Raw genomic sequence first — 21,185 nt, forward strand, 5'->3', positions numbered from 1 at the left:
TCGATCGAGGACTTATCTATATGATGATTCGCGAAAAGACATGATATGTTGAATGGCTGCACTTATCTAGTTTTGAGGGTTCATCCTCAATTAAAGAAGATCTAGTGGTGATGGCGGAGAGGTCACACCTGTTCCCATGCCGAACACAGCAGTTAAGCTCTCCAGCGCCGATGGTAGTCGGGTTTACCCCCGTGAGAGTAGGACACCGCTAGGCTTCTTTTTTTTATCTAATTATAACTTGAATACCATGTGGCATTTCGGTTATAATTTGTTTGTCGCTGATATAGAAAAAGCCGTAAATCTCCTTGAATAACTTCACTGTAGGCTTTGCGAGAAGTACAACACTGCCTGTTAACGCAAGAAGGCATACCAAACATGTTGTACGACGAGCACAAAACCAAACGAACAAGCTCAATGAATATCTACATATTATTGTTCCACCGTAGCTCAGTGGTAGAGCAATCGGCTGTTAACCGATCGGTCGCAAGTTCGAATCTTGCCGGTGGAGCCAACTCTATATGCTTCCATAGCTCAGTGGTAGAGCACTTCCATGGTAAGGAAGGGGTCGCCGGTTCAAGTCCGGCTGGAAGCTCTTTTATAAAACGACTTTCTCATTGGAGAAGGTCGTTTTTTTGTGGAAAAACGGAGTCTTGTATGAAATTTTTCCAAACTTGTATTAATACGATGGAAAGTTGTCAGAAAAACCACCCGAATTGTATAAATGATATCCCATTTTGTATAAATACCAGCTAAAGTTGTATAAAAAGCCTCCTAAGTCATTAGAAAAACACATCAAAGGTTCTATAAAATCTTCCATATTCACTCTGTTAACAGTCTTCTTCTCGACTCTGACAGCACCCTGTTAATCTTCTTTGCGTTTCGACACCTTTCACTGAACCCAAAGACTTATTTGTATACTTGCATTTTCCTGTTTTATGGAAATGGCATAGGAATCATGAAAGATGTGTAGTAACTTGTTTGTAACATCTTAGACATCTTTCGAAACATTCCATTCCGAAGGAGGTGTGATTTCCTGGTTTTTTGTCTGTTAGTGGACAGATTTGGTTGTGGGTTGAAAATCAAAGGAGAGAGGGGCCAAACATTTGCACTCAAAAAAGAGGCTAATTAAGTGGTTGAGTATTACGATGATTTTTATGATGATCGTACCATTTTTCAACTTCGGCACTACCGCAGCCCAGACATCCCCAAGTTTATCCATCAAAGATAGTTCCCAACTGAAGAATAAGGTGGACAAGGCACTTACTGACTCTTTCAAAAAGAACGATAAAGTGACTTACCTTGTCAAAATGAAAGAGCAGGCGGATACGAAAAAAGCAGCTCTGAACGCAGTGGAAAAAGCGAAAAAGAATAAGGCTGCGTTAACGAAACAGCAGGAGAAAAGTGTTAAAGCTTCTGCTGTAGTGACGGAACTTCGTGCGACTGCTATACAGTCACAACAATCTTTGAAAAAGTTACTGACAGATGCAAAACAAAAAGGAAAGGTTTCTTCCTATGAATCTTTCTACATTGTAAACGGTATGGCTGTAACAAGTGATCAGGAAACGATGAAGCAGATTGCAGCACTTCCGGAAGTAGAAAAGATTCTACCGAACCGTACGAGGCAGCTCACTACTCCTACGGTGAAGGAAGAAAAGGCTCAACTAGGTGTCCAACTGGACAATGAAGTTGAGAATACGGAATGGAATATCGATCGTGTCGGAGCTCCACAAGTGTGGAGTGAATTCGGAATTGATGGTGCTGGTGTCGTTGTTGCTAACATAGATACTGGGGTTCAGTGGGACCACCCGGCACTAATGGAAAATTACCGAGGTTACAGTTCAAGTGACCCGGAAAACCCTGACCATGAGTTCAACTGGTTTGATGCTACTGCTGGACAAGCGGTTCCATATGATGACCATGGTCATGGTACACATACGATGGGCACGATGGTAGGGGCAGAAGATGATGGTTCCAATCAAATCGGTGTCGCACCTGGTGCGAAGTGGATTGGAGTCAAAGCCTTTACTGCAGCTGGTGGTACGGACGTTGACCTCTTAGCAGCGGGTGAATGGATCCTTGCGCCAGTGGATGAAGACGGAAACCCTCATCCGGAGATGGCGCCGGATATCGTCAATAACTCCTGGGGTGGTGGCCCGGGGTTAGATGAATGGTACAGACCAATGGTTCAAAACTGGAGAAATGCTGGTATTGCACCTGTCTTTTCCGCAGGTAATGATGGACCAGGAGACGGGACAATCTCTGCTCCGTCAAACTATCCAGAAGCGATTGCTGTTGGAGCCACGGATTCAAGCGATGGACTGGCAAGCTTTTCTTCACGTGGACCATCTCCATATGATGGAGAAATCAAACCGGATATCTCTGCGCCTGGTGTGAATATTCGTTCCTCTGTACCTGGCAGTGATTATGAAGGTGGATGGAACGGCACATCAATGGCTGCTCCTCATGTTTCTGCTGCTGCAGCACTAATGTTGCAAGCGGACAACTCCTTGACGGTCGATGAGTTGGAAACAATTTTACTTGAAACTGCTGATACCGCAACGAATGATCAATATCCATCCGACCCGAATGAAGGGTATGGTGAAGGAATTGTTAACGTCTTCAATGCAGTCTCAGCGATTACAGATGGTATTGGTGAAGTGACTGGTCATGTGTACAAAGAAGGAGAAGATTCAGAAGCTCCAACTTATAGTCACGAAGCACCTGAGGAAACATATGAGACTGTTCCTCTACCATTAGTAGTTCAAGTAAATGATAACGTAAGCGTGGATTCAGTTACACTATCCTATCGTATTAATGGTAACTGGTCTGAACTTGAAGCAGAGCTGATCAGCGGTGATTATATGACTGGTATGTATCAAGTAGTGGTTCCTGGTGAAGAAATTTCAGGAGATCTGCTTGAATATAAATGGCTAATAAATGACTTTGGAAACAATGAAGTAGAGTCCGAAGTTTATGAAGTAGCTATCAAGGATTCTATCACAGTTGGTTATGAGCAGGACTTTGAAGCGATCCCAAGCGGCTGGATGTCGTTCGGAGAAAACAATTCCTGGGAGTGGGGAGTGCCTGAATCAGGTCCGGAAGCAGCTTTTTCAGGTGAAAAAGCTTACGGTACCAACCTTGCAGGCGAATATGGAAATAATGCCGATATGACGCTAGTGATGCCTCCTGTATCTCTACCTGAAGGTGATGCCTTCCTGAGGTTCCAGAGCTGGCATATCCTTGAGAACAACTACGACTACGGTCATTTGGTTGTCTCTACAGATATGGAAAACTGGGAGCAGGTAGCAGAATACAATGGAGATAGTGCTGGATGGGTTGAAACTGAAGTAGATCTATCCAATTACGCTGGTCAGAATGTCTTCATTGGTTTCCATGTAGATACTGACTTCAGTGTAACTAAAGAAGGCTGGTTCATTGATGATGTCCATTTGACAGACGAGTCTAATGGAACAGCGACTTCTGCTAAGAAAGCTAACAAAGGTAAAATCGGAAAGATGAAAGAATCCAAACCGAAAATGATGCAAAGAAAGAATCCAGTCAATCCTAAGAAACTCCTTCCTGGAGAAGTGACAAATGTACAAGCTCCAATGTTGAAGAATACTGTAAGTAAGAAAGAAGAGAAGAAAAAGCAACCTACAGTTTTACCATTGGATGCGACTGTAACGGTACTTGAAACAGACCGTTCTACAAGTACGAATCCTGCTGATGGCAGCTATCGTATTGTGCACGGTGCTGGTGATTACACATTGCAAGCAGATGCATATGGTTACTATCCAAGCACTGAAGATGTACAAATCCCTGATGACGGAAATGTTGAAGTGAACTTCCAGCTTGAGCCGATTCCTCAAGGGGAACTTACTGGAACAGTTACAAATGAGCAGACTGGTGAGCCGATTGAGGGTGCAACATTGATGGTCGCAGAGGATGCGGCGGTCGCACCTGTAGAAACAGACGAAAATGGTAACTACTCACTGACTGCTTATGAAGGTGACTACACGTTGATGGTTATGGCGCCAAACTACCACTCTGAAGAGTTGGCTGTTACCATCGAAGCGAATGAAACAGTGACGCAGGATGTTGAACTGGCTCCTTTCATCGGATACCCTGGTGAAATCGGTTATGACGATGGAACTGCAGAAAATGCTCGTGCATTCTATGATGCAGGTAATGGTTGGGCAGTTCGGATGTCACTTGAAGAAGGTCAGGAGTCTGCCATGGTAACTGGTGGTCTATTCCGATTCTGGAATGAAGAATGGCCGGTACCTGGTGGAACTGAATTCCAAGTGGCTGTCTACGATGCAAGCGGTCCGGATGGAGCTCCTGGTAAGAAGCTTGCAGGACCGATTGATGCAGAGGCTCTTCGTACTGGAGAATGGACAGAAGTAGACCTTAGTGAACAAGGCATCGTGGTCAACGGTGACTTCTATATGGTTTACATCCAGTCCCAACCGAACCCTTATGCACCTGGACTTGGAACTGATGAAGACGGTGACTATGCAGCTCGTAGCTGGCAATTGGTTGGCGGTGGATGGAGTCAAGCTCCTGAAGCGGAAGGAAACTATATGATCCGTGCCCTCGTCAGCTATGCTGCAGAAGCACCGGTCATTGAATCTCCAGCAGACGGCTCCTACACGAATGAAGCGAATACGACAGTGGAAGGATCAGCTGCACCAGGCACGACAGTAACAGTTTATAATAACGAAGAAGAAGTGGGATCCACAGAAGTGACGGAAGACGGACATTTCTCTTTGGAAATCACACTTGATGACGGGGAGAATGTATTGACTGCCGTTTCAAATGCTGATAATGGGTCTACTGATCCTTCAGCGCCTGTTACAGTTACGCTTGATCAGCAAAAACCTGGATTGCAAATCACCTCTCCTGAAGATGGAGATCGGACGAACAAACAGGTTGTAACTGTTGAAGGCGAAGTACAGGACGAAAATCTTGATCGTGTAATGGTCAATGGTCAGCGCGCCTCCGTATCTGAAGATGGTACGTTCTCTAAACGTATCCTTCTGGATGAAGGTGAAAATGAAATCAAAGTCCGTGCCATTGACTTAGCTGGCAACAAACGCACGAAGAAAATCACTATCGATGCTAAATTTGAAGCGGCTCCAATCGAAAATCTGACTCCTGCAGAAGATACGTATCTTCAGGCTGGTGAGTCCGTGAAGATTGAGTTCGATTCAGAACCTGGATTGGATGCAACCTTCTACATTAAGATGCCATTGGTCAATCTATCGAATGCAAATGATCTTCCAATGATGGAAGTCTCACCTGGTCACTATGTAGGTTATTGGACAGCAACCTCTAACCTGGTAGCGGAAGGTGCAGAAATCAATGTGAAGACGATGGATGATTACGGCAACATGGCTCAGCAAGCAGCAGAGGGTAAATTATTCATCAATACGGAAGAGTAAAGGTTTTTGGAGAAGCTCCCTGAAGTCCAGGGAGCTTTTCTTATGTAATCAATAATCTGTTTTATAGAAAAAAGAAAGAAACATTAAAAAAATGTCGAAAATGCCTTTACAAACATATTTGTGTGTGGTTATAATAATACTTGTCAGTTTTCAGAGCGGGTGTCGAAGAAAACAAGCAAGGCCCGTTGGTCAAGTGGTTAAGACACCGCCCTTTCACGGCGGTATCACGGGTTCGAATCCCGTACGGGTCACCACTAACTGGAGGATTAGCTCAGCTGGGAGAGCACTTGCCTTACAAGCAAGGGGTCGCAGGTTCGAACCCTGCATCCTCCACCATTTGCTCTATTACTGAATATGTGGATAAATGTGTATAAGTATGTCGACCCTTGCTATGACAATGCTGATCGAGTGATGTCATAATTTGGATTGTGTATAACTTTTAAGTTTTGCACAAGTTCACTTGCAACGAGACGAGCACAATACAATTAATCTGCTGTAATCTTAACAAATAATGCCGGTCTAGCTCAATTGGTAGAGCAACTGACTTGTAATCAGTAGGTTGGGGGTTCAAGTCCTCTGGCCGGCACCACTCATATTATGGAGGGATAGCGAAGTTGGCCAAACGCGGCGGACTGTAAATCCGCTCCCATCGGGTTCGTAGGTTCGAGTCCTACTCCCTCCACCATCTTATGTTTTCTTACTTCGATGTAACGGCTTCTAGTTAGAAAACGATTGTTGTCCTATGGGCATATTAAATTTTATATAATGGATGTTTCATTTTTTGAAAATCGGTTATATTAAACATATTCCTTTCATCATTGTTGGGCCATAGCCAAGCGGTAAGGCAACGGGTTTTGGTCTCGTCATGCCCAGGTTCGAATCCTGGTGGCCCAGCCATGTTTGAGCCATTAGCTCAGTTGGTAGAGCATCTGACTTTTAATCAGAGGGTCGGAGGTTCGAATCCTCCATGGCTCACTCTTTTGGGGCCTTAGCTCAGCTGGGAGAGCGCCTGCTTTGCACGCAGGAGGTCAGCGGTTCGATCCCGCTAGGCTCCACCACTCACTTAAACCAATACCATACATAAATGGAAAGCTGACATGATTCGTTCATGTCAGCTTTTTTCGTGTGAAGGCATGAGTTTCTCACGAGGTAAGTCGTACTTGCAGGTAAATCCGAATAAAAGGGGGAGATGGGTTCATGCCAATCAAGGCAGTGTTTCTTGATCGGGATGGAACACTAGGTGGTTCCGATCAAATCGAGTATCCTGGAGAATTTCAATTATACCCAGGTGTGCGTAAGTCTCTGGATAACCTCAGAAAAAATGGCATCAAACTCTTTTCTTTCACCAACCAGCCTGGAATTACGGATATCCACAGGAATGATTGATGAAGCATTAACAAAATACCGGTTATCCCCACAAGATTGTGTAGTCATTGGGGATAGGGAGAAAGATATGCTCGCCGCACATCGTGCAGAAGTCAAAAGCATACTCGTACTGACCGGAGATGGAAAGAAAGCACGCAATCAACTAAATTCCATTTATTTACATTATGTCGCGGAAGATTGTAATGATGCAGTAAGCTGGCTGTTATCGCACAAATAACGTATATATATACAGAATCGTGTCCAGTTGAGTCATTTTCCTGAAAGCGTCTACAATATAGGTAGATGAAAAAGGAGGAGACATGATGATGAAGAAAATCTCTATTCTTGGTGTACCGATGGACCTTGGTCAAAACCGCCGTGGTGTGGATATGGGACCAAGCGCAATCCGATACGCAGGTGTAATCGAACGTTTAGAAAAGTTGAAGCTTGATATAGATGATCTTGGGGATGTAGCAATTCCTCGTCCGAATCGCAAAGAACCTCAAATGCAGGACAACCTCCGCAACTTGAAAGAAGTAGCGGAAGGAAATGAACTGCTTGCAGAGAAAGTCGATCAAATTGTTAGTGAGGGCAGTTTCCCATTGATTCTTGGTGGGGATCACAGTATCGCGATGGGGACGCTTGCAGGAGTATCCAAGCATTACGAGAATCTTGGTGTTATCTGGTATGATGCACACGGAGACCTGAACAGCAGTGAAACTTCCCCGTCCGGTAACATTCATGGTATGCCACTGGCAGTCAGTCTTGGTATCGGCCATGAGCGTCTGGTCAACATCCATGGGTACCAGCCGAAGTTGAAACCCGAGAATATCGTGATTGTCGGGGCTCGCTCTCTGGATGAAGGGGAACGCGAACTGATCAAAGAGAGAGGCATCAAGGTATTCACGATGCATGAGGTTGATCGTATGGGAATGACCCAGGTCATGAAAGAAACGGTCGATTATCTGAGAGATCGCACCGACGGCGTTCATCTGAGTCTCGACCTGGATGGACTGGATCCAAGTGATGCCCCAGGTGTCGGAACGCCTGTCATGGGTGGTATGAGCTATCGTGAAAGCCATCTGGCTATGGAGATGCTGCAGGAATCAGGGATGATCACTTCAGCTGAGTTTGTCGAGGTGAACCCGATTCTAGATGAGAAGAACAAAACAGCGGATACGGCTGTTGGATTAATGGGCTCACTGTTAGGTGAAAAACTGAAATAAAAAAAGAAGCAACTTATCCACATGTGGGTAAGTTGCTTTTATTTTTTGTTTTTAAATACTGATTCATCAATTGGTCCAATTCTTTACTGAGTGTAACAACTTCCCTAGAAGTCAACGCATTATCTTTGGATGCCTCGTTCATCTTCTTTCTGTGAGCTTCAATCTTCTCCAAGTATTGATTTTTCGTACGCATAGAGCCCTCCGTTATGTTACTGATCGAAATTTATCAGAGATAATCGTGTTTACTGTATCGTACCCTTCTGCAAAAGATGTTAAACTGAAAATTGGAACATATTTCTTTTTATTTTTTTGAAACCTTTACAGGTGGTTGTACGTAGATGTAATGACCGCAAGTATAGCGGAGGTAGGGGACATGGAAACCATAATAAAACAAAAGATAAAAGAGGTTAAGAAAGGGGATCAGTCCTCTTTTGAAGACATCGTATCATTCTACCAGAATAAAGTGTATCAGATCTGCTTCCGCATGATTGGTAATGCCCATGAGGCGGAGGACCTTGCGCAGGAAGCCTTCATCAGAGCGTACACGAACATCCACACCTTTGATGAACGAAGGAAATTTTCAACCTGGTTATATCGCATAGCGACGAACCTTACAATCGACCGTATCCGAAAGAAGAAACCGGATTATTTCCTGGATGCGGAAGTGAAGGGGACAGAAGGGTTGGATATGTATTCACAATTGGCTGCGGACCAAGCGTTACCGGAGGAAGAGGTAGAGAGCCTGGAATTGCAATCGTATATCCATAAGGAAATTCTGGCACTGCCGCCTAAATACCGCAGCATCATCGTACTGAGGTTCCTGGATGAACTATCGCTTCAGGAGATTGCTGAAGTGCTGGATATTCCGGTAGGTACGGTGAAGACACGGATACATCGTGGGCGAGAAGCGTTAAGAAAGAGGCTGCGCCATGTGTAAAGGAGTGAGAGAGAATGAAATGTAAGCCTGAAACAGTTGCGTTGATGCATAAATACCTTGACGGCGAATTGAAACAAGAAGAAGAGAGAGAACTTCGTACGCATCTACAGCAATGCAGTGCTTGTCAAAATCATTTCCATGAATTGAAGCGAACGATCACGATGGTCGGAAGCTCCAGTCATATAAATGCACCACCGGATTTCACGAAAAAAGTGATGGCGGGCCTTCCTAAACAGAAGAAACGTAACAATGTTACAAGGTGGTTGAGGCATCACCCGCTGATTACAGCTGCCGCAGTATTTTTCCTTCTGATGTTCAGCGGTGTATTCTCCGCTTGGAATCAGGATCAGCAAGTGACCGTTTCCAAACAGGAGAACCTGATCATCAAAGAGGATATGGTGATTGTGCCGGAAGGTGTGACCGTCAAAGGTGACCTGGTTGTGAGGAATGGTGATCTCAAAATCGAAGGTGCTGTCGATGGTGATGTCACGATGATCAATGGTCAGATCATTACGGACGATACCCCTCCAGACAACCCGCTTGAAGGCGAAAAATATATGGCATATGTCAGCGGTGAAGTGGAAGAAGTGAACCAGGTTTTCGAGTGGATGTGGTATCACGTAAAAGATACGTTCAAAGATGTCTTTTCATTGAATTGAATGAGGCTTTCCAAGGAACTTGTTTTCATAGACAAGTTCCTTTTTCTATATACTGTAATAATGTGTTCCAATCGTGTAGTGTGATATAATAGGACAAACTATGACATTTTTCAAAAATATTTCACTTACATTATATAGAAGGAAGTGTAGGCATGCTTGATGGGGGACGCGATGTACTCGATTATTTATTGATAGCAATAGACATAGCCCTTGTCTGGTTTGTTATTTATAAACTCATCATGCTTGTGCGCGGAACGAAAGCGATTCAGCTCTTGAAGGGAATCTTTGTCGTTCTGGCGATTTGGCTGATGAGCTATCTGTTTGGGCTGACCACGCTCCGTATGCTGATGTCAGAAGCCATCACATGGGGTTTCTTAGGAATATTGATCCTTTTCCAACCGGAGTTCAGACGTGCTCTTGAACAGCTGGGAAGAGGAAGCTTCTTCAGCAGCAGGAATGTTTCTGAAGAACAGATGATTGAAAAGTCGATTCAAGCGATTTTGAAATCCACCAGCTATATGGCGAAGCGTCGCATCGGAGCGTTGATTACAATTGAAAGAGAGACGGGGATGGGCGATTATGTCGAGACCGGAATTCCAGTCGGAGGCCGTTTGACGAGTGAATTGCTGACGAACATCTTCATTCCGAATACACCGTTGCATGATGGGGCGGTAATTTTGAAAGGGGATGAGATTGTCGCTGCAGCTTGTTACCTCCCTTTATCCGAGAGTCCTTTCATTTCAAAGGAACTGGGTACCCGCCACCGGGCGGCTATGGGAATCAGTGAAGTGACAGATGCGCTGACCATCATCGTTTCTGAAGAGACTGGTAATATCTCCTGTACGAAGAATGGTGAACTGCACCGTGAGTTGACGCAGGAGAAACTGGAAGAAATCCTACGTAAGGAATTTGAAGTTGTAAGCAAAAACTCTTCCTCGAAATCATGGAACTGGAGGGGGACGAAAAATGGATAAGTGGCTGAGAAGTCCATGGTTCGTTCGTGTCATTTCACTTATGATTGCAGTACTGCTTTGGATGTCTGCAAACCTTGATAGTGACACGACATCCGATGCATTACTCCTGAATGATGGCAATAATGATTTAGAAGTTCTATCGAATATTCCATTGGATTTAAGGTATGATGATGAACAATTCACCATAACTGGTGTACCGCAATATGTGAACGTGACGTTGGAAGGACCGACAAGTGCCATGACACCGCATGTTCGTCAGAAGAACTTCGAGGTTTTTATCGATCTCGAGGACATTGATGAGCCTGGTACATATCAAGTCAATGTACAGCACAGCGGTATTTCAAACCGATTGAATGTCACGCTTGATCCCGCCACATTGGAAGTGACTGTGACGGAACGAACTTCTGCGGATTTTGATGTCAGTGTCGATTTCATCAATGACCAGAACCTGATTGAAAACTACACGGTCGGTGAGCCGACAGTAGAACCAGGACAAGTGACCATCACGGGTTCACAGGATTTAGTCAATCGCGTTGCTTTAGTGAAGGCGATGGTTGATGTGACGAATGTGACGGAAAGCATCGACCAGATAGAAGCTCCGGTCAAGGTGTACGATTCACAGGGTAATGAATTGAACGTATTGGTCGACCCGAACAGGGTGGATGTATCGGTTCCAATCGATTTGCCGACTGCCACTGTACCAATCGAAGTGCAGACGACTGGCGAGCTGCCTGATGGATATGCACTAGGCTCCGTTACACCGAATACACAGGAAGTGACCATTACTGGACCGCAAACGGTGTTGGATGAAATCGAGAGCATATCTGATTTGGAAGTGGATATCAGCGAACTGACGGAAACGACTACCGTTGACGTAGACATTCCATTACCGGATGGAGTTCAGAGTGTAGAACCGGAAACGGTACAAGTGGAAGTGGTAGTGACAGAAGCGGAACAGGCAGAAGAAACCATTGACAATATAGAGGTTGGTGTGGATAATCTTCAGGATGGACAGACCATTGACTTTCTGAATCCTGAAGACCAGCTGATCGAAGTCGTTCTGAAAGGTGACCCTGAAGCCTTGGAGCAAGTGACGGCAGAGGACCTGCAGGCTTTCATCGATGTAGATGGGCTGGAAAGTGGCGAACATGAAGTTCCGATTCAGTTGGAGACACCGGAAAATGTGGAAGCACAAGTAAGCACGGAAAATGCAACTGTGCGAATAGGATAAATCAGAATCGTTGGGAAAGATGAAGGAGAGGTATTACATCATGGGAAATTATTTTGGTACAGATGGTGTGCGTGGCGTAGCAAATAAGGATTTGACTCCGGAATTAGCGTTCAAGCTTGGAAGATTCGGAGGCTATGTCGTTACGAAAGGTGTAGAGCGTCCGAAAGTATTGATCGGCCGTGATACAAGAATCTCTGGTCATATGCTTGAAGGAGCACTGGCTGCAGGCTTGCTTTCTATCGGAGCGGAAGTGATGCGCGTCGGTGTCATCTCCACTCCAGGAGTTGCCTATTTGACGAAAGCATTGGGAGCAGAGGCTGGAGTCATGATTTCTGCATCTCATAACCCAGTAGAAGACAATGGCATCAAATTCTTCGGTCCCGATGGATTCAAGCTGACCGATGATCAGGAAAACGAAATTGAAGCGTTGATGGACAAAGACACGGATGATCTTCCTCGCCCAGTAGGCGGAGATCTTGGACAGGTAAACGACTACTTCGAAGGCGGCCAGCGTTACATGCAGTACTTGAAGCAGACGGTGGATTACGACTTCGAAGGAATGCATATCGCTTTGGATTGTGCGCATGGTGCGACTTCTTCCTTGGCATCTCATATGTTTGCCGACTTGGAAGCAGATATCTCATCAATCGGGTCGTCTCCGGACGGTTTGAATATCAATGACGGTGTCGGCTCGACTCACCCTGAAGCAGTGAAGAAGCTTGTGCTTGAAAAGGGTGCGGATATCGGTCTTGCTTTCGATGGAGATGGAGACAGACTGATTGCAGTCGATGAGAAAGGGAACATCGTAGATGGAGACCAGATCATGTTCATCTGCGCTAAACATATGAACAAAAAAGGCCAGTTGAATCATTCTACTGTCGTTTCTACTGTAATGAGTAACCTCGGTTTCTATAAAGCGGTGGAAGCAGAAGGAATGAAGAGTGACAAGACTGCAGTAGGTGACCGCTATGTGATGGAAGAAATGCGCAATGGCGGGTACAACCTCGGCGGAGAGCAGTCCGGACACATCATTTTCCTTGATCACAATACGACAGGTGACGGAATGCTGTCTGCATTGCAGCTCGTCAACGTCATGAAGGATACCGGCAAGCCTCTATCCGAACTTGCATCAGAAATGAAGAAATTCCCGCAAGTATTGAAAAATGTTAAGGTCACGGATAAAAAGGCTGTACAGACGAATGACAAAGTCCAGGAAGCGATTCAGGCTGTTGAAGCGGAAATGGGCGATCAAGGTCGCGTACTTGTGCGTCCTTCAGGTACAGAACCGCTTGTCCGTGTAATGGTGGAAGCACCTACCGAAGAAGACTGTGAGAAATACGTCAACAAGGTAGTAGAAGTAGTGGAACAGGAACTAGGAATGGAATGACCGATGATGCATCGCCTGCACTCAGGAGCAGGCGGTGCATATTTTATTACGTGGGGTTTACATTTGTTTTAACCTGATCAGAAAATGATTGACCTGGTAGTTTGTATTCGGGTAAAATCGTAGTTGTCTTTGATTTTATTTCCATATAGGTTTGAAACCTTTGGAGATGGGATAATAAGATTAAAGTGCATTCATAGGAATAAGGGGGAACAAGATTAATTATCAGTTATAAAAGCGCCAGGACTATTTTCCGTTCGGAGTGAAAATAGTTGACGAGGAGGAGGTTCATCGAGCGTTCGGCGGATGCCTCCCGGTTGCCACACTTCAACCGATCGTCCCAAGTCAAAACAATGAGGCGACTCTTTGCACAAAGACTTCGGACAAAGTGCCAATAAAGATACGAGAGAGGGGGCTGATCGATGCCCCTGATCGGGTGTTGGTCAGCCTCCCATAACTAAGGAGGATACACCAACATGTGTGGAATTGTAGGATATATCGGACAAAATGATACGAAAGAGATTTTGCTTAAAGGACTGGAGAAGCTGGAGTACCGCGGATATGACTCTGCAGGTATCGCTACATTGAATGATAACGGCGTCGATGTTTTCAAAGTGAAAGGTCGTATTGCAACACTTCGTGAAGCAGTAGATGAAAATGTACATGCAACAATGGGAATTGGCCATACCCGCTGGGCGACACACGGGGCACCGAGCGAATTGAATGCCCACCCGCACCAAAGTACGTCTGGACGCTTTACCATTGTTCATAACGGAGTCATCGAAAACTACACGGACGTTCAGGAAGATTACCTTTCCGGAGTAGAACTGAAAAGTGAAACAGACACAGAAATCATCGTTCAATTGATTGAAGTGCTGTACAACCAGATGGATGACGTTTCAGCGGCATTCCGTAAAGCGGTTGAATTGCTGAAAGGTTCTTACGCGATTGCATTGATCGATGCAGAGAATGCAGACACGATCTACGTAGCGAAAAACAAAAGCCCATTGCTTGTCGGCCTTGGCGACGACTTCAACGTCGTATCCAGTGACTCGATGGCAATGCTGCAAGTAACAGATCAGTTCCTTGAATTGATGGATAAAGAAGTCGTAATCGTTCAGCGTGACGGTGTAGAAATCCAGTTGTTGGACGGCACGAAAGTAGAGCGTGAACCGTTCACTGCCGAGCTTGATGCATCCGACATCGAAAAAGGAACCTACCCTCACTTCATGTTGAAGGAAATCGATGAACAGCCATTGGTCATGCGTAAAATCATTCAAGAGTATCAAAACGAAGATAATGAAATCAAACTGGACCCTGAAATCCGTAAAGCGATGACAGACTGCGACCGCATCTATATCATTGCAGCAGGAACAAGCTATCACGCTGGATTGATCGGTAAACAGTTCATCGAAAAATTTGCGAACATTCCAGTTGAAGTCCATGTGGCAAGTGAGTTCTCTTACAACATGCCATTACTATCTGAAAAACCATTATTCGTCTACATCTCCCAAAGTGGAGAGACTGCGGACAGCCGTTCCGTACTTGTACAGACGAAAGAGCTAGGACACCCGGCACTGACGATTACGAACGTACCAGGGTCCACCCTTTCTCGTGAAGCAGACTATACCCTGCACCTGCATGCAGGCCCTGAAATTGCCGTAGCATCTACAAAGGCATATACTGCGCAAATGGCTGTACTTGCTATCTTGGCAGTAGATACAGCGAAAGCAAAAGGAATCGAACTTGATTTCGATCCAATGCAGGAGCTAGCTATCGTTGCGAACGCAATGGAAGCGATGACTGACCAGAAAGACCTGATGGAAGGACTTGCGAAAGACTTCCTTTCAACAACACGCAACTGCTTCTTCATCGGCCGCAGCATCGACTACTACGTATGCTTGGAAGGTGCCTTGAAGCTGAAAGAAATCTCTTATATCCAAGCGGAAGGTTTCGCTGGTGGAGAATTGAAGCACGGTACGATCGCTTTGATTGAAGAAGGTACTCCTGTCATCGCACTTGCTACACAAGAGCCGGTCAACTATTCTATCCGTGGTAACGTACAGGAAGTCGTTGCACGTGGAGCGAATGCATGTGTAATCAGCATGAAAGGCCTTGAGAAGAAAGGCGACAGCTTCGTGCTGCCACAAGTACACGAATTGATGACACCATTGGTTTCTGTACTGCCATTGCAAATGGTTTCCTACTACGCAGCCCTTCACCGTGACTGTGACGTAGATAAACCACGTAACCTTGCTAAATCAGTAACAGTTGAGTAAGAATATACAAAATAAGAGCGTTCATCCTTCTCGGGATGAACGCTCTTTTACATTTAATCGATTATTTCTTCCTTCCGAACCACAGAATCACCGTAATGGAAACAAACGCAGTCAGTGCTAAGAAAGGAATGGTAATGAATCCGAGCCAATTAATATACTCGGCGCTGCAAGGAACTCCTTGCGCACATGGCTTTATTTGAGCAAAGCCAGGGACCTTCTGTTCCAGATAATGAAAGAGTGAAATGCTTCCTCCGATGATCGAAAGAGGAAGGACATATTTGATGATCTGTCTTTCATTATAAAAGGTGGCGATTCCAAGCAAGATGCTGAGTGGATACATGAAGATGCGCTGGTACCAGCATAATTCACATGGAATATATTCTTTAATTTCACTAAAGTATAAGCTTCCTAATGTAGCAATAATGGAGATCAACCAGGCAAAATACAAGTGGTACGCTTTTCTGCTGGCTTCATTTTTTACAGAACTCATTGCCTGTCCTCAAGTTCTTCCTCTATTACAGATTTGATTTTCTCATAATCGAAAGGGTTTTCTAAAATGCGTCCATTGATCATGACAGTAGGGGTCAGCTGGATATCATATTGTTCAACTAAACCGTTATCAACATTGACAGCTTCCTCCACTGCATCAGAGGATAGATTTTCTTTGAATTTTTCCTCATCCAAACCTTCTACACTTTCTTTTGCCACTTCCAAGAGTAATTCTTCAGTGACCCATTGTTCATCATGGCTTTCAGGTTGATTCGCATATAAATTTTTACTGAACTCCCAGAATGATTCAGGTGCCAGCTGATACACAGCCTCTCCGCCTTTAGCTGCCAAGAAGGATTCCTCGCCATGGAACAGTACATTGACATAGGTAAACTGCGCATCGCCTGTATCAATAAAGTCCTTTTTTAACTGTGGATAAACCTGTTCGCTCCAAGCTTTACATGAAGGACATTTATAATCCCCGAATTCAACGATTTGAACAGGGGCATCTGCATCTCCTAATGTTGGTTGGTTTTCCGTGGAAATAGCTTCATTCTCAGAGGTACTTTCGCTCACTTCTTCTTGCTTTTCTTTATTGTTGAATACTACAAGGACGGTTAGAAGGCCGATAACAAATACCGTCAACAATACGATAAACTTCATATTTCCTTTCTTGTGCTCTGCCAATAGACTCACTCCTTCACTTCTGACTCATAGCCATAGAAGTCTAACTCATAATAAGTACAGGTTTAGTTTATGGAAAAACAGGCATACATTCAAGTGATTGTTTGAATAAAAATATTGACACATTTGTTACAAAGGTCATACACTATAAACAAACATTCAAACAATCATTAGAATGAGGGTGTAAATAATGAGCGAAGAAGTAGTAAAAAAACCCCTTAAAGATACATGTGACACGTTTTGTTACGATGAAGCACTTGTCCAACGCGTGCAACCGGAAATTAAAAAAGTGGAAGGCGTCGAATTGATTTTCAAAGCGCTATCGGATGCAACGCGGATGAAAATAGCGTATGCGTTGACGTTGGAGAAGGAACTATGTGTTTGCGATGTGGCAAACATTATCGGTTCGACCACGGCTACAGCTTCTCACCATCTAAGGTTATTGCGCAACATGAAGCTGGCCAAATACCGTAAAAAAGGAAAGCTTGTATTTTATTCGTTGGCCGATGATCATGTTCATCAGTTGGTTTCAATTGCTTTACTGCACTCACAAGAAGGTTGAATAGAGAGGGGGAAACCCAATGAGTCGTTTAGAAAAAGAGGCTCAATCAAGCTGTTGCTCTAGTCAAGCAGAGCCGGAACTTAATGAAACAGAAGATACGAATTCCTGCTGCTCGGAGAAAAAGCCGGCAGAAGCTGCTGCCACCTCCACATGCTGTAGTAGTGAGACAGACGAAAAAGAAACCTCAGTCACTTCTGCATGCTGTGGAAATGATGATGCGGAAGAAGCACACACAGAAACAACACCATCTTGCTGCAGCACCGGGGAAAATGCAACCCCAAAGAATAGTCAGCCAGAAGGACCAAATACCATGGAATTCAAGGTTAATGGAATGGATTGTCCCTCTTGCGCAGCGACGATTGAGAAAGGGCTCAAGAAGGCGAAAGAGATCCAATCAGTACGCGTCAATTATGGAACCGGAAAAATGGCTATAGAGGCCGATGATGTTACCGTGTACGATAAGATTCCTGATCAGGTTCGCAAGCTGGGCTTTGAAGCTGAAGTCTTGAACAAAAACAAGACGATGCAAACGTATAAAATTGAAGGAATGGATTGTGGTTCCTGTGCGATGACGATTGAAAAACATTTAAGTAAGAATCCGAATGTCAAAGAAATCCACGTGAATTTTTCTACGGGGAAAATGCAAATTGATCATACGACGAATCATAAAGAAATCATAAAAGAAGTTCAACGAGCAGGTTTTGATGCTTCTGTAGACTCCTTCAGTAATCGGAAGGAAACGACTACTGATAAAAAGAATATAGGCGCATCGACCACTACTATATCAGGGATATTCCTGGCACTTGGTTTTTTCGGTTCTTTTACCAGCATAGCTCCTGAATTAATTACTGCCTTATATGCTGCGGCTATCCTGATAGGTGGATTCAAGCCGGCGAGAAGCGCCTTTTATGCAATTAAAAGCGGTTCCCTCGATATGAATGTTCTCATGGCCTCAGCAGCGATTGGAGCGGCTCTGATTGGAGAATGGTTTGAGGGTGCTACGGTCGTTTGGCTATTTGCTTTAGGAAACTCCTTACAAAACAGATCGATCGAGCGCACGAGAGAATCGATTCGGAGTCTGATCAACCTGGCTCCATCTGAAGCTACTGTTAAATCCGGTGACCAACTGATCCGAAAACCAGTAGAAGAAGTAAGCGTCAATGATGTGATTATCATCAAACCCGGCGATAAAATTCCTCTGGATGGAGAAATTCTATCAGGTACTTCAAGTGTCAATCAGGCTCCTATCACTGGAGAGTCCCTGCCTGTCGATAAACAGCAGGGAGATACGGTTTATGCAGGTACAGTCAATGAAAGCGGATCGTTAGAAGTGAAGGTAACTAAGCTGGTGGAAGATACGACGATTGCAAAAATCATCCACCTTGTGGAAGAGGCACAGGAGAAAAAAGCCCCAACCCAGGCATTTGTGGATCGGTTTGCAAATGTCTATACCCCGATTGTGTTTGCACTTGCCCTTCTTGTCATGGTCGTCCCGCCATTGTTCGGTTTCGGATCATGGGGAGAGTGGGTGTATAAAGGGCTTGCGCTACTGGTGGTGGCATGTCCTTGTGCGTTGGTCATTTCTACGCCAGTGGCGATTGTATCTGCAATCGGTAACGCAGCTAGAAATGGTGTTCTTATCAAAGGAGGCACCTTCCTGGAGAAGGCTGGTGCCATTCAGGCAATCGCGTTTGACAAGACAGGGACGCTTACAGAAGGTAAACCGAAAGTCGCTGAAGTGATTGCACTTCAGAACAACAGGGAAGAGCTGATCGGTATTACACGGACGATTGAAGAACATTCCACTCATCCGATCGCTCAGGCAATCATCACCTACGCTGTGGAAAGGAACATTCCTGCCAAGCAAGGGGATGCGTTCAAGGCAATTGCCGGTAAAGGTGCACAGGCTACCATAAATGGTAAGGAGTACTTTGCTGGTAATCCTAAGTTGTTCAAAGAAATGGAAATTCCCCTTCGTGAAATAGAGGAACGTATCGATGCATTACAAAGAAACGGAAACACACTTGTCGTGATAGGTACCCGCACAGAGATATTGGGAGTCATAGCTGTGGCGGATACTATCCGTGACATTACTGTTCAATCCATCCAAAAGCTTAAACAAGTAGGAATGGAAGAAATGGTGATGTTGACAGGGGATAATGAAGGGACAGCGAAAAAAATCGCCACCGAAACAGGTGTCGATCGCTACTTTGCTGAGTTGTTGCCTGAAGACAAAGTATCCGCCGTGAAGAAATTGCAGGATGAGGGCAAGCGGGTTGCTATGGTGGGAGATGGTATCAATGATGCTCCGGCTCTGGCTACAGCTGACCTTGGAATTGCAATGGGTGGTGCAGGAACGGACACAGCTATGGAGACTGCCGACATCGTACTGATGGCAGATAATCTGGAGAAACTTCCTCATACAGTTCGCTTGAGTCGAAGAGCCTTGAAGATCATCAAACAGAACGTATGGTTTTCTTTGATAACGAAGCTGGCAGCCTTGCTGTTGATCTTCCCAGGTGTTCTGACTTTATGGATGGCTGTTTTAAGTGATACAGGCGCTGCGCTCATTGTCATCCTCAATAGCATGAGATTGTTAAAGCAGAAATAATTACACAAAAAAGATACTCCTTTTTAAAGAGGAGTATCTTTTTGATTTTATCAGGCAGTACTATTTTCTGATGCATTTCTTCAAGTCGTTGATTGCCTGGGTATGTAATCCTTCATGAAAGATGGTCCGGATCAATACTTGTTCGATTGTGAACATCCCCATTTCTGTTGGCGGGAATTCTTCCTCGAGCCGATCACCGTAGTGTTCTTTAATTCGTCTTGGCTGATCTTTCAAGCGTTCCTTCAGTTCATCAAAGGATGGAGTGTCCTGATCAAAGTCAGCGGGAGTTGTCCCGAATCCAAACCATCCAGTCAACTGGTCGGAGTATAGATCGTCCTTGGTTAATACCTTGATCCACATATACTGATCGAGATACAAGTGACCCAGATTCCAGCGGATATTATTGTTGAATTCTTCTGGAATCATTTCTGCTTCTTCTGATGTGACGTCACTTAATATATCTAACAGTTCCTCTCGATAGGTATCCATTTGGTTAAATAAAGCTTCTTGACGTTTATTCATATTGATATCCCCCTTGGTAGTAAAGTTCAACAACAGCATTTAATTTCCTTCAAAAAAATTGCACACTAAAACCCCGACCTTCTACAGGAAGATCGGGGTTTGGCAACTCCACACATCATATAATGATTTTGTGAAGTTTGACTTTCATCACTTCATTTTCATTCTGGCAATGGATATAAGGCTCTCGCTCAAAGGGGTAATATTGGATGGTGGTTGGCGTAAGTTTCATCTGCTTGTAAAGGTCTTCATCTGTGGGCACATCCGCCAGCTTCAGCTTTACTGCTTTTCCGCCGTTGGGGGTAAATGTCACTGCTGTAAACCCTTCGTCTTGGATGAATTGTAGAAATTTCAAGGTAGTCTGCTCCTTCATCGATAGAAAGCCTTGTTTCTAAGAGAAAAATATCGGACTCCGAATCCTCAATAAGGACGGAGCCCGATTGATTCACCTTTTAAAAGGCTTCTACTTGGTAAGTTTCACGAGAACGTGTGCCATGTGTTTACGTTCTTCTTCATTGGCAACATTCCATAGTTCATTAAGAACCTTCTCTTCACGGTTTCTAGGCTGCTCGTACTCAGCGAGGTAATCCGCTACGCGCTTTGCACCTTTAGTAAGCTGTTCGTCGTCCATACCGAGCTTTTCACCTTTGTGTACTTTATCACCTAAATAGTTCTTGAATGACTCATAATTTTGCATGATATCGTCTTTTTTATCTTCACCCATATTTGCTGCTGCTTTCTTTGGATCTGCCATTTTAAAACCTCCTTGATAAGTTATGTTTCGATTCCTCTGTCATTCACCTGATAAACATAGTGGAGCA

General features: G+C 44.5%; 18 protein-coding genes, 9 tRNA genes and 1 rRNA gene. 22 read left to right on the forward strand and 6 right to left on the reverse strand.

The window, feature by feature from the left end; genetic code table 11:
• Positions 1-100: 100 nt before the first annotated feature.
• The 14 genes from rrf (at position 101) to rocF (ending at position 8,035) form a co-directional block, all read left to right on the forward strand.
• Positions 101-214: ribosomal RNA gene (rrf, locus tag ACFQ2J_RS07825) — 5S ribosomal RNA — on the forward strand.
• A 222-nt stretch (positions 215-436) separates the two neighbouring features.
• A tRNA-Asn gene (locus ACFQ2J_RS07830) sits at positions 437-511 on the forward strand.
• A gap of 9 nt (positions 512-520) precedes the next feature.
• Positions 521-592: transfer RNA gene (locus ACFQ2J_RS07835), tRNA-Thr, on the forward strand.
• 553 nt (positions 593-1,145) lie between these two features.
• Positions 1,146-5,444 carry a S8 family serine peptidase gene (locus ACFQ2J_RS07840; RefSeq protein ID WP_386059026.1) on the forward strand — a complete coding sequence of 1,433 codons (4,299 nt, stop codon included), beginning with the start codon at positions 1,146-1,148 and terminating at the stop codon, positions 5,442-5,444.
• 179 nt (positions 5,445-5,623) lie between these two features.
• Positions 5,624-5,698: transfer RNA gene (locus tag ACFQ2J_RS07845), tRNA-Glu, on the forward strand.
• 6 nt (positions 5,699-5,704) lie between these two features.
• Positions 5,705-5,780: transfer RNA gene (locus ACFQ2J_RS07850), tRNA-Val, on the forward strand.
• A gap of 177 nt (positions 5,781-5,957) precedes the next feature.
• Positions 5,958-6,033, forward strand: a tRNA-Thr gene (locus tag ACFQ2J_RS07855).
• 10 nt (positions 6,034-6,043) lie between these two features.
• Positions 6,044-6,129: transfer RNA gene (locus ACFQ2J_RS07860), tRNA-Tyr, on the forward strand.
• Between the two features lie 137 nt (positions 6,130-6,266).
• A tRNA-Gln gene (locus tag ACFQ2J_RS07865) sits at positions 6,267-6,341 on the forward strand.
• 5 nt (positions 6,342-6,346) lie between these two features.
• Positions 6,347-6,419, forward strand: a tRNA-Lys gene (locus ACFQ2J_RS07870).
• Between the two features lie 7 nt (positions 6,420-6,426).
• Positions 6,427-6,502 (forward strand) — tRNA-Ala (locus ACFQ2J_RS07875).
• A 139-nt stretch (positions 6,503-6,641) separates the two neighbouring features.
• Positions 6,642-6,830 (forward strand): hypothetical protein, encoded by a 189-nt coding sequence (locus ACFQ2J_RS07880; RefSeq protein WP_386058411.1) that lies wholly within the window; start codon positions 6,642-6,644, stop codon positions 6,828-6,830.
• Positions 6,823-7,047 (forward strand): HAD hydrolase-like protein, encoded by a 225-nt coding sequence (locus ACFQ2J_RS07885; RefSeq protein ID WP_386058414.1) that lies wholly within the window; start codon positions 6,823-6,825, stop codon positions 7,045-7,047. The genes ACFQ2J_RS07880 and ACFQ2J_RS07885 overlap by 8 nt, the downstream gene beginning before the upstream one ends.
• A gap of 85 nt (positions 7,048-7,132) precedes the next feature.
• Complete coding sequence (gene rocF / locus ACFQ2J_RS07890; RefSeq protein ID WP_386058417.1) at positions 7,133-8,035, forward strand: arginase; 903 nt, start codon at positions 7,133-7,135, stop codon at positions 8,033-8,035.
• Between the two features lie 13 nt (positions 8,036-8,048).
• Here the strand turns inward: rocF and ACFQ2J_RS07895 are convergent, their stop codons facing one another.
• On the reverse strand, positions 8,049-8,228 hold the full coding sequence (locus tag ACFQ2J_RS07895) for a Spo0E family sporulation regulatory protein-aspartic acid phosphatase (RefSeq protein WP_386058419.1): 180 nt from the start codon (positions 8,226-8,228) through the stop codon (positions 8,049-8,051).
• A gap of 180 nt (positions 8,229-8,408) precedes the next feature.
• Here ACFQ2J_RS07895 and sigW point away from each other — a divergent pair, with 180 nt between their 5' ends.
• The 6 genes from sigW to glmS all read left to right on the forward strand — a co-directional run bounded on the left by sigW (position 8,409) and on the right by glmS (position 15,499).
• Positions 8,409-8,972, forward strand: coding sequence for an RNA polymerase sigma factor SigW (gene sigW, locus ACFQ2J_RS07900; RefSeq protein ID WP_386058422.1), 564 nt, complete (start codon positions 8,409-8,411; stop codon positions 8,970-8,972).
• Between the two features lie 14 nt (positions 8,973-8,986).
• Positions 8,987-9,631: a zf-HC2 domain-containing protein gene (locus tag ACFQ2J_RS07905; RefSeq protein ID WP_386058424.1), complete on the forward strand. Its 645-nt coding sequence runs from the start codon at positions 8,987-8,989 to the stop codon at positions 9,629-9,631.
• 152 nt (positions 9,632-9,783) lie between these two features.
• Entirely contained in the window at positions 9,784-10,605 is an 822-nt protein-coding gene (gene cdaA / locus ACFQ2J_RS07910) for a diadenylate cyclase CdaA (protein WP_386058427.1), read from the forward strand.
• A complete protein-coding gene (locus ACFQ2J_RS07915; protein WP_386058430.1) occupies positions 10,598-11,836 on the forward strand; it encodes a CdaR family protein in 1,239 nt (412 codons plus the stop codon). The genes cdaA and ACFQ2J_RS07915 overlap by 8 nt, the downstream gene beginning before the upstream one ends.
• 40 nt (positions 11,837-11,876) lie before the next feature.
• Entirely contained in the window at positions 11,877-13,223 is a 1,347-nt protein-coding gene (glmM, locus tag ACFQ2J_RS07920; protein ID WP_386058433.1) for a phosphoglucosamine mutase, read from the forward strand.
• 473 nt (positions 13,224-13,696) lie between these two features.
• On the forward strand, positions 13,697-15,499 hold the full coding sequence (gene glmS, locus ACFQ2J_RS07925) for a glutamine--fructose-6-phosphate transaminase (isomerizing) (RefSeq protein WP_386058436.1): 1,803 nt from the start codon (positions 13,697-13,699) through the stop codon (positions 15,497-15,499).
• A gap of 61 nt (positions 15,500-15,560) precedes the next feature.
• Here the strand turns inward: glmS and ACFQ2J_RS07930 are convergent, their stop codons facing one another.
• Together ACFQ2J_RS07930 and ACFQ2J_RS07935 are read right to left on the reverse strand one after the other, a co-directional pair.
• The gene (locus tag ACFQ2J_RS07930; RefSeq protein ID WP_386058438.1) at positions 15,561-15,989 is read right to left on the reverse strand and encodes a disulfide oxidoreductase; all 429 of its coding nucleotides are present in this window, start codon (positions 15,987-15,989) and stop codon (positions 15,561-15,563) included.
• The gene (locus tag ACFQ2J_RS07935) at positions 15,986-16,675 is read right to left on the reverse strand and encodes a DsbA family protein (protein WP_386058441.1); all 690 of its coding nucleotides are present in this window, start codon (positions 16,673-16,675) and stop codon (positions 15,986-15,988) included. The genes ACFQ2J_RS07930 and ACFQ2J_RS07935 overlap by 4 nt, the downstream gene beginning before the upstream one ends.
• Before the next feature lie 187 nt (positions 16,676-16,862).
• On the opposite strand from ACFQ2J_RS07935, the gene ACFQ2J_RS07940 reads away from it, so the two are divergent.
• Both ACFQ2J_RS07940 and ACFQ2J_RS07945 read left to right on the forward strand, forming a co-directional pair.
• Positions 16,863-17,234 carry an ArsR/SmtB family transcription factor gene (locus ACFQ2J_RS07940; protein ID WP_386058443.1) on the forward strand — a complete coding sequence of 124 codons (372 nt, stop codon included), beginning with the start codon at positions 16,863-16,865 and terminating at the stop codon, positions 17,232-17,234.
• A gap of 19 nt (positions 17,235-17,253) precedes the next feature.
• Complete coding sequence (locus tag ACFQ2J_RS07945) at positions 17,254-19,845, forward strand: heavy metal translocating P-type ATPase (RefSeq protein WP_386058446.1); 2,592 nt, start codon at positions 17,254-17,256, stop codon at positions 19,843-19,845.
• A gap of 60 nt (positions 19,846-19,905) precedes the next feature.
• On the opposite strand, the gene ACFQ2J_RS07950 is transcribed toward ACFQ2J_RS07945, so the two are convergent.
• The 3 genes from ACFQ2J_RS07950 to ACFQ2J_RS07960 all read right to left on the reverse strand — a co-directional run bounded on the left by ACFQ2J_RS07950 (position 19,906) and on the right by ACFQ2J_RS07960 (position 21,118).
• Positions 19,906-20,367, reverse strand: a complete 462-nt coding sequence (locus tag ACFQ2J_RS07950) for a DinB family protein (protein ID WP_386058449.1) — start codon at positions 20,365-20,367, stop codon at positions 19,906-19,908.
• A gap of 115 nt (positions 20,368-20,482) precedes the next feature.
• A complete protein-coding gene (locus ACFQ2J_RS07955) occupies positions 20,483-20,719 on the reverse strand; it encodes a hypothetical protein (RefSeq protein WP_386058452.1) in 237 nt (78 codons plus the stop codon).
• Between the two features lie 108 nt (positions 20,720-20,827).
• Positions 20,828-21,118, reverse strand: a complete 291-nt coding sequence (locus tag ACFQ2J_RS07960; protein ID WP_386058455.1) for a DUF3243 domain-containing protein — start codon at positions 21,116-21,118, stop codon at positions 20,828-20,830.
• Positions 21,119-21,185: the final 67 nt, after the last annotated feature.

The organism is Thalassobacillus hwangdonensis (assembly GCF_042675915.1).
In the GTDB taxonomy this organism is placed as follows: Bacteria; Bacillota; Bacilli; order Bacillales; family Halobacillaceae; genus Thalassobacillus_A; species Thalassobacillus_A hwangdonensis.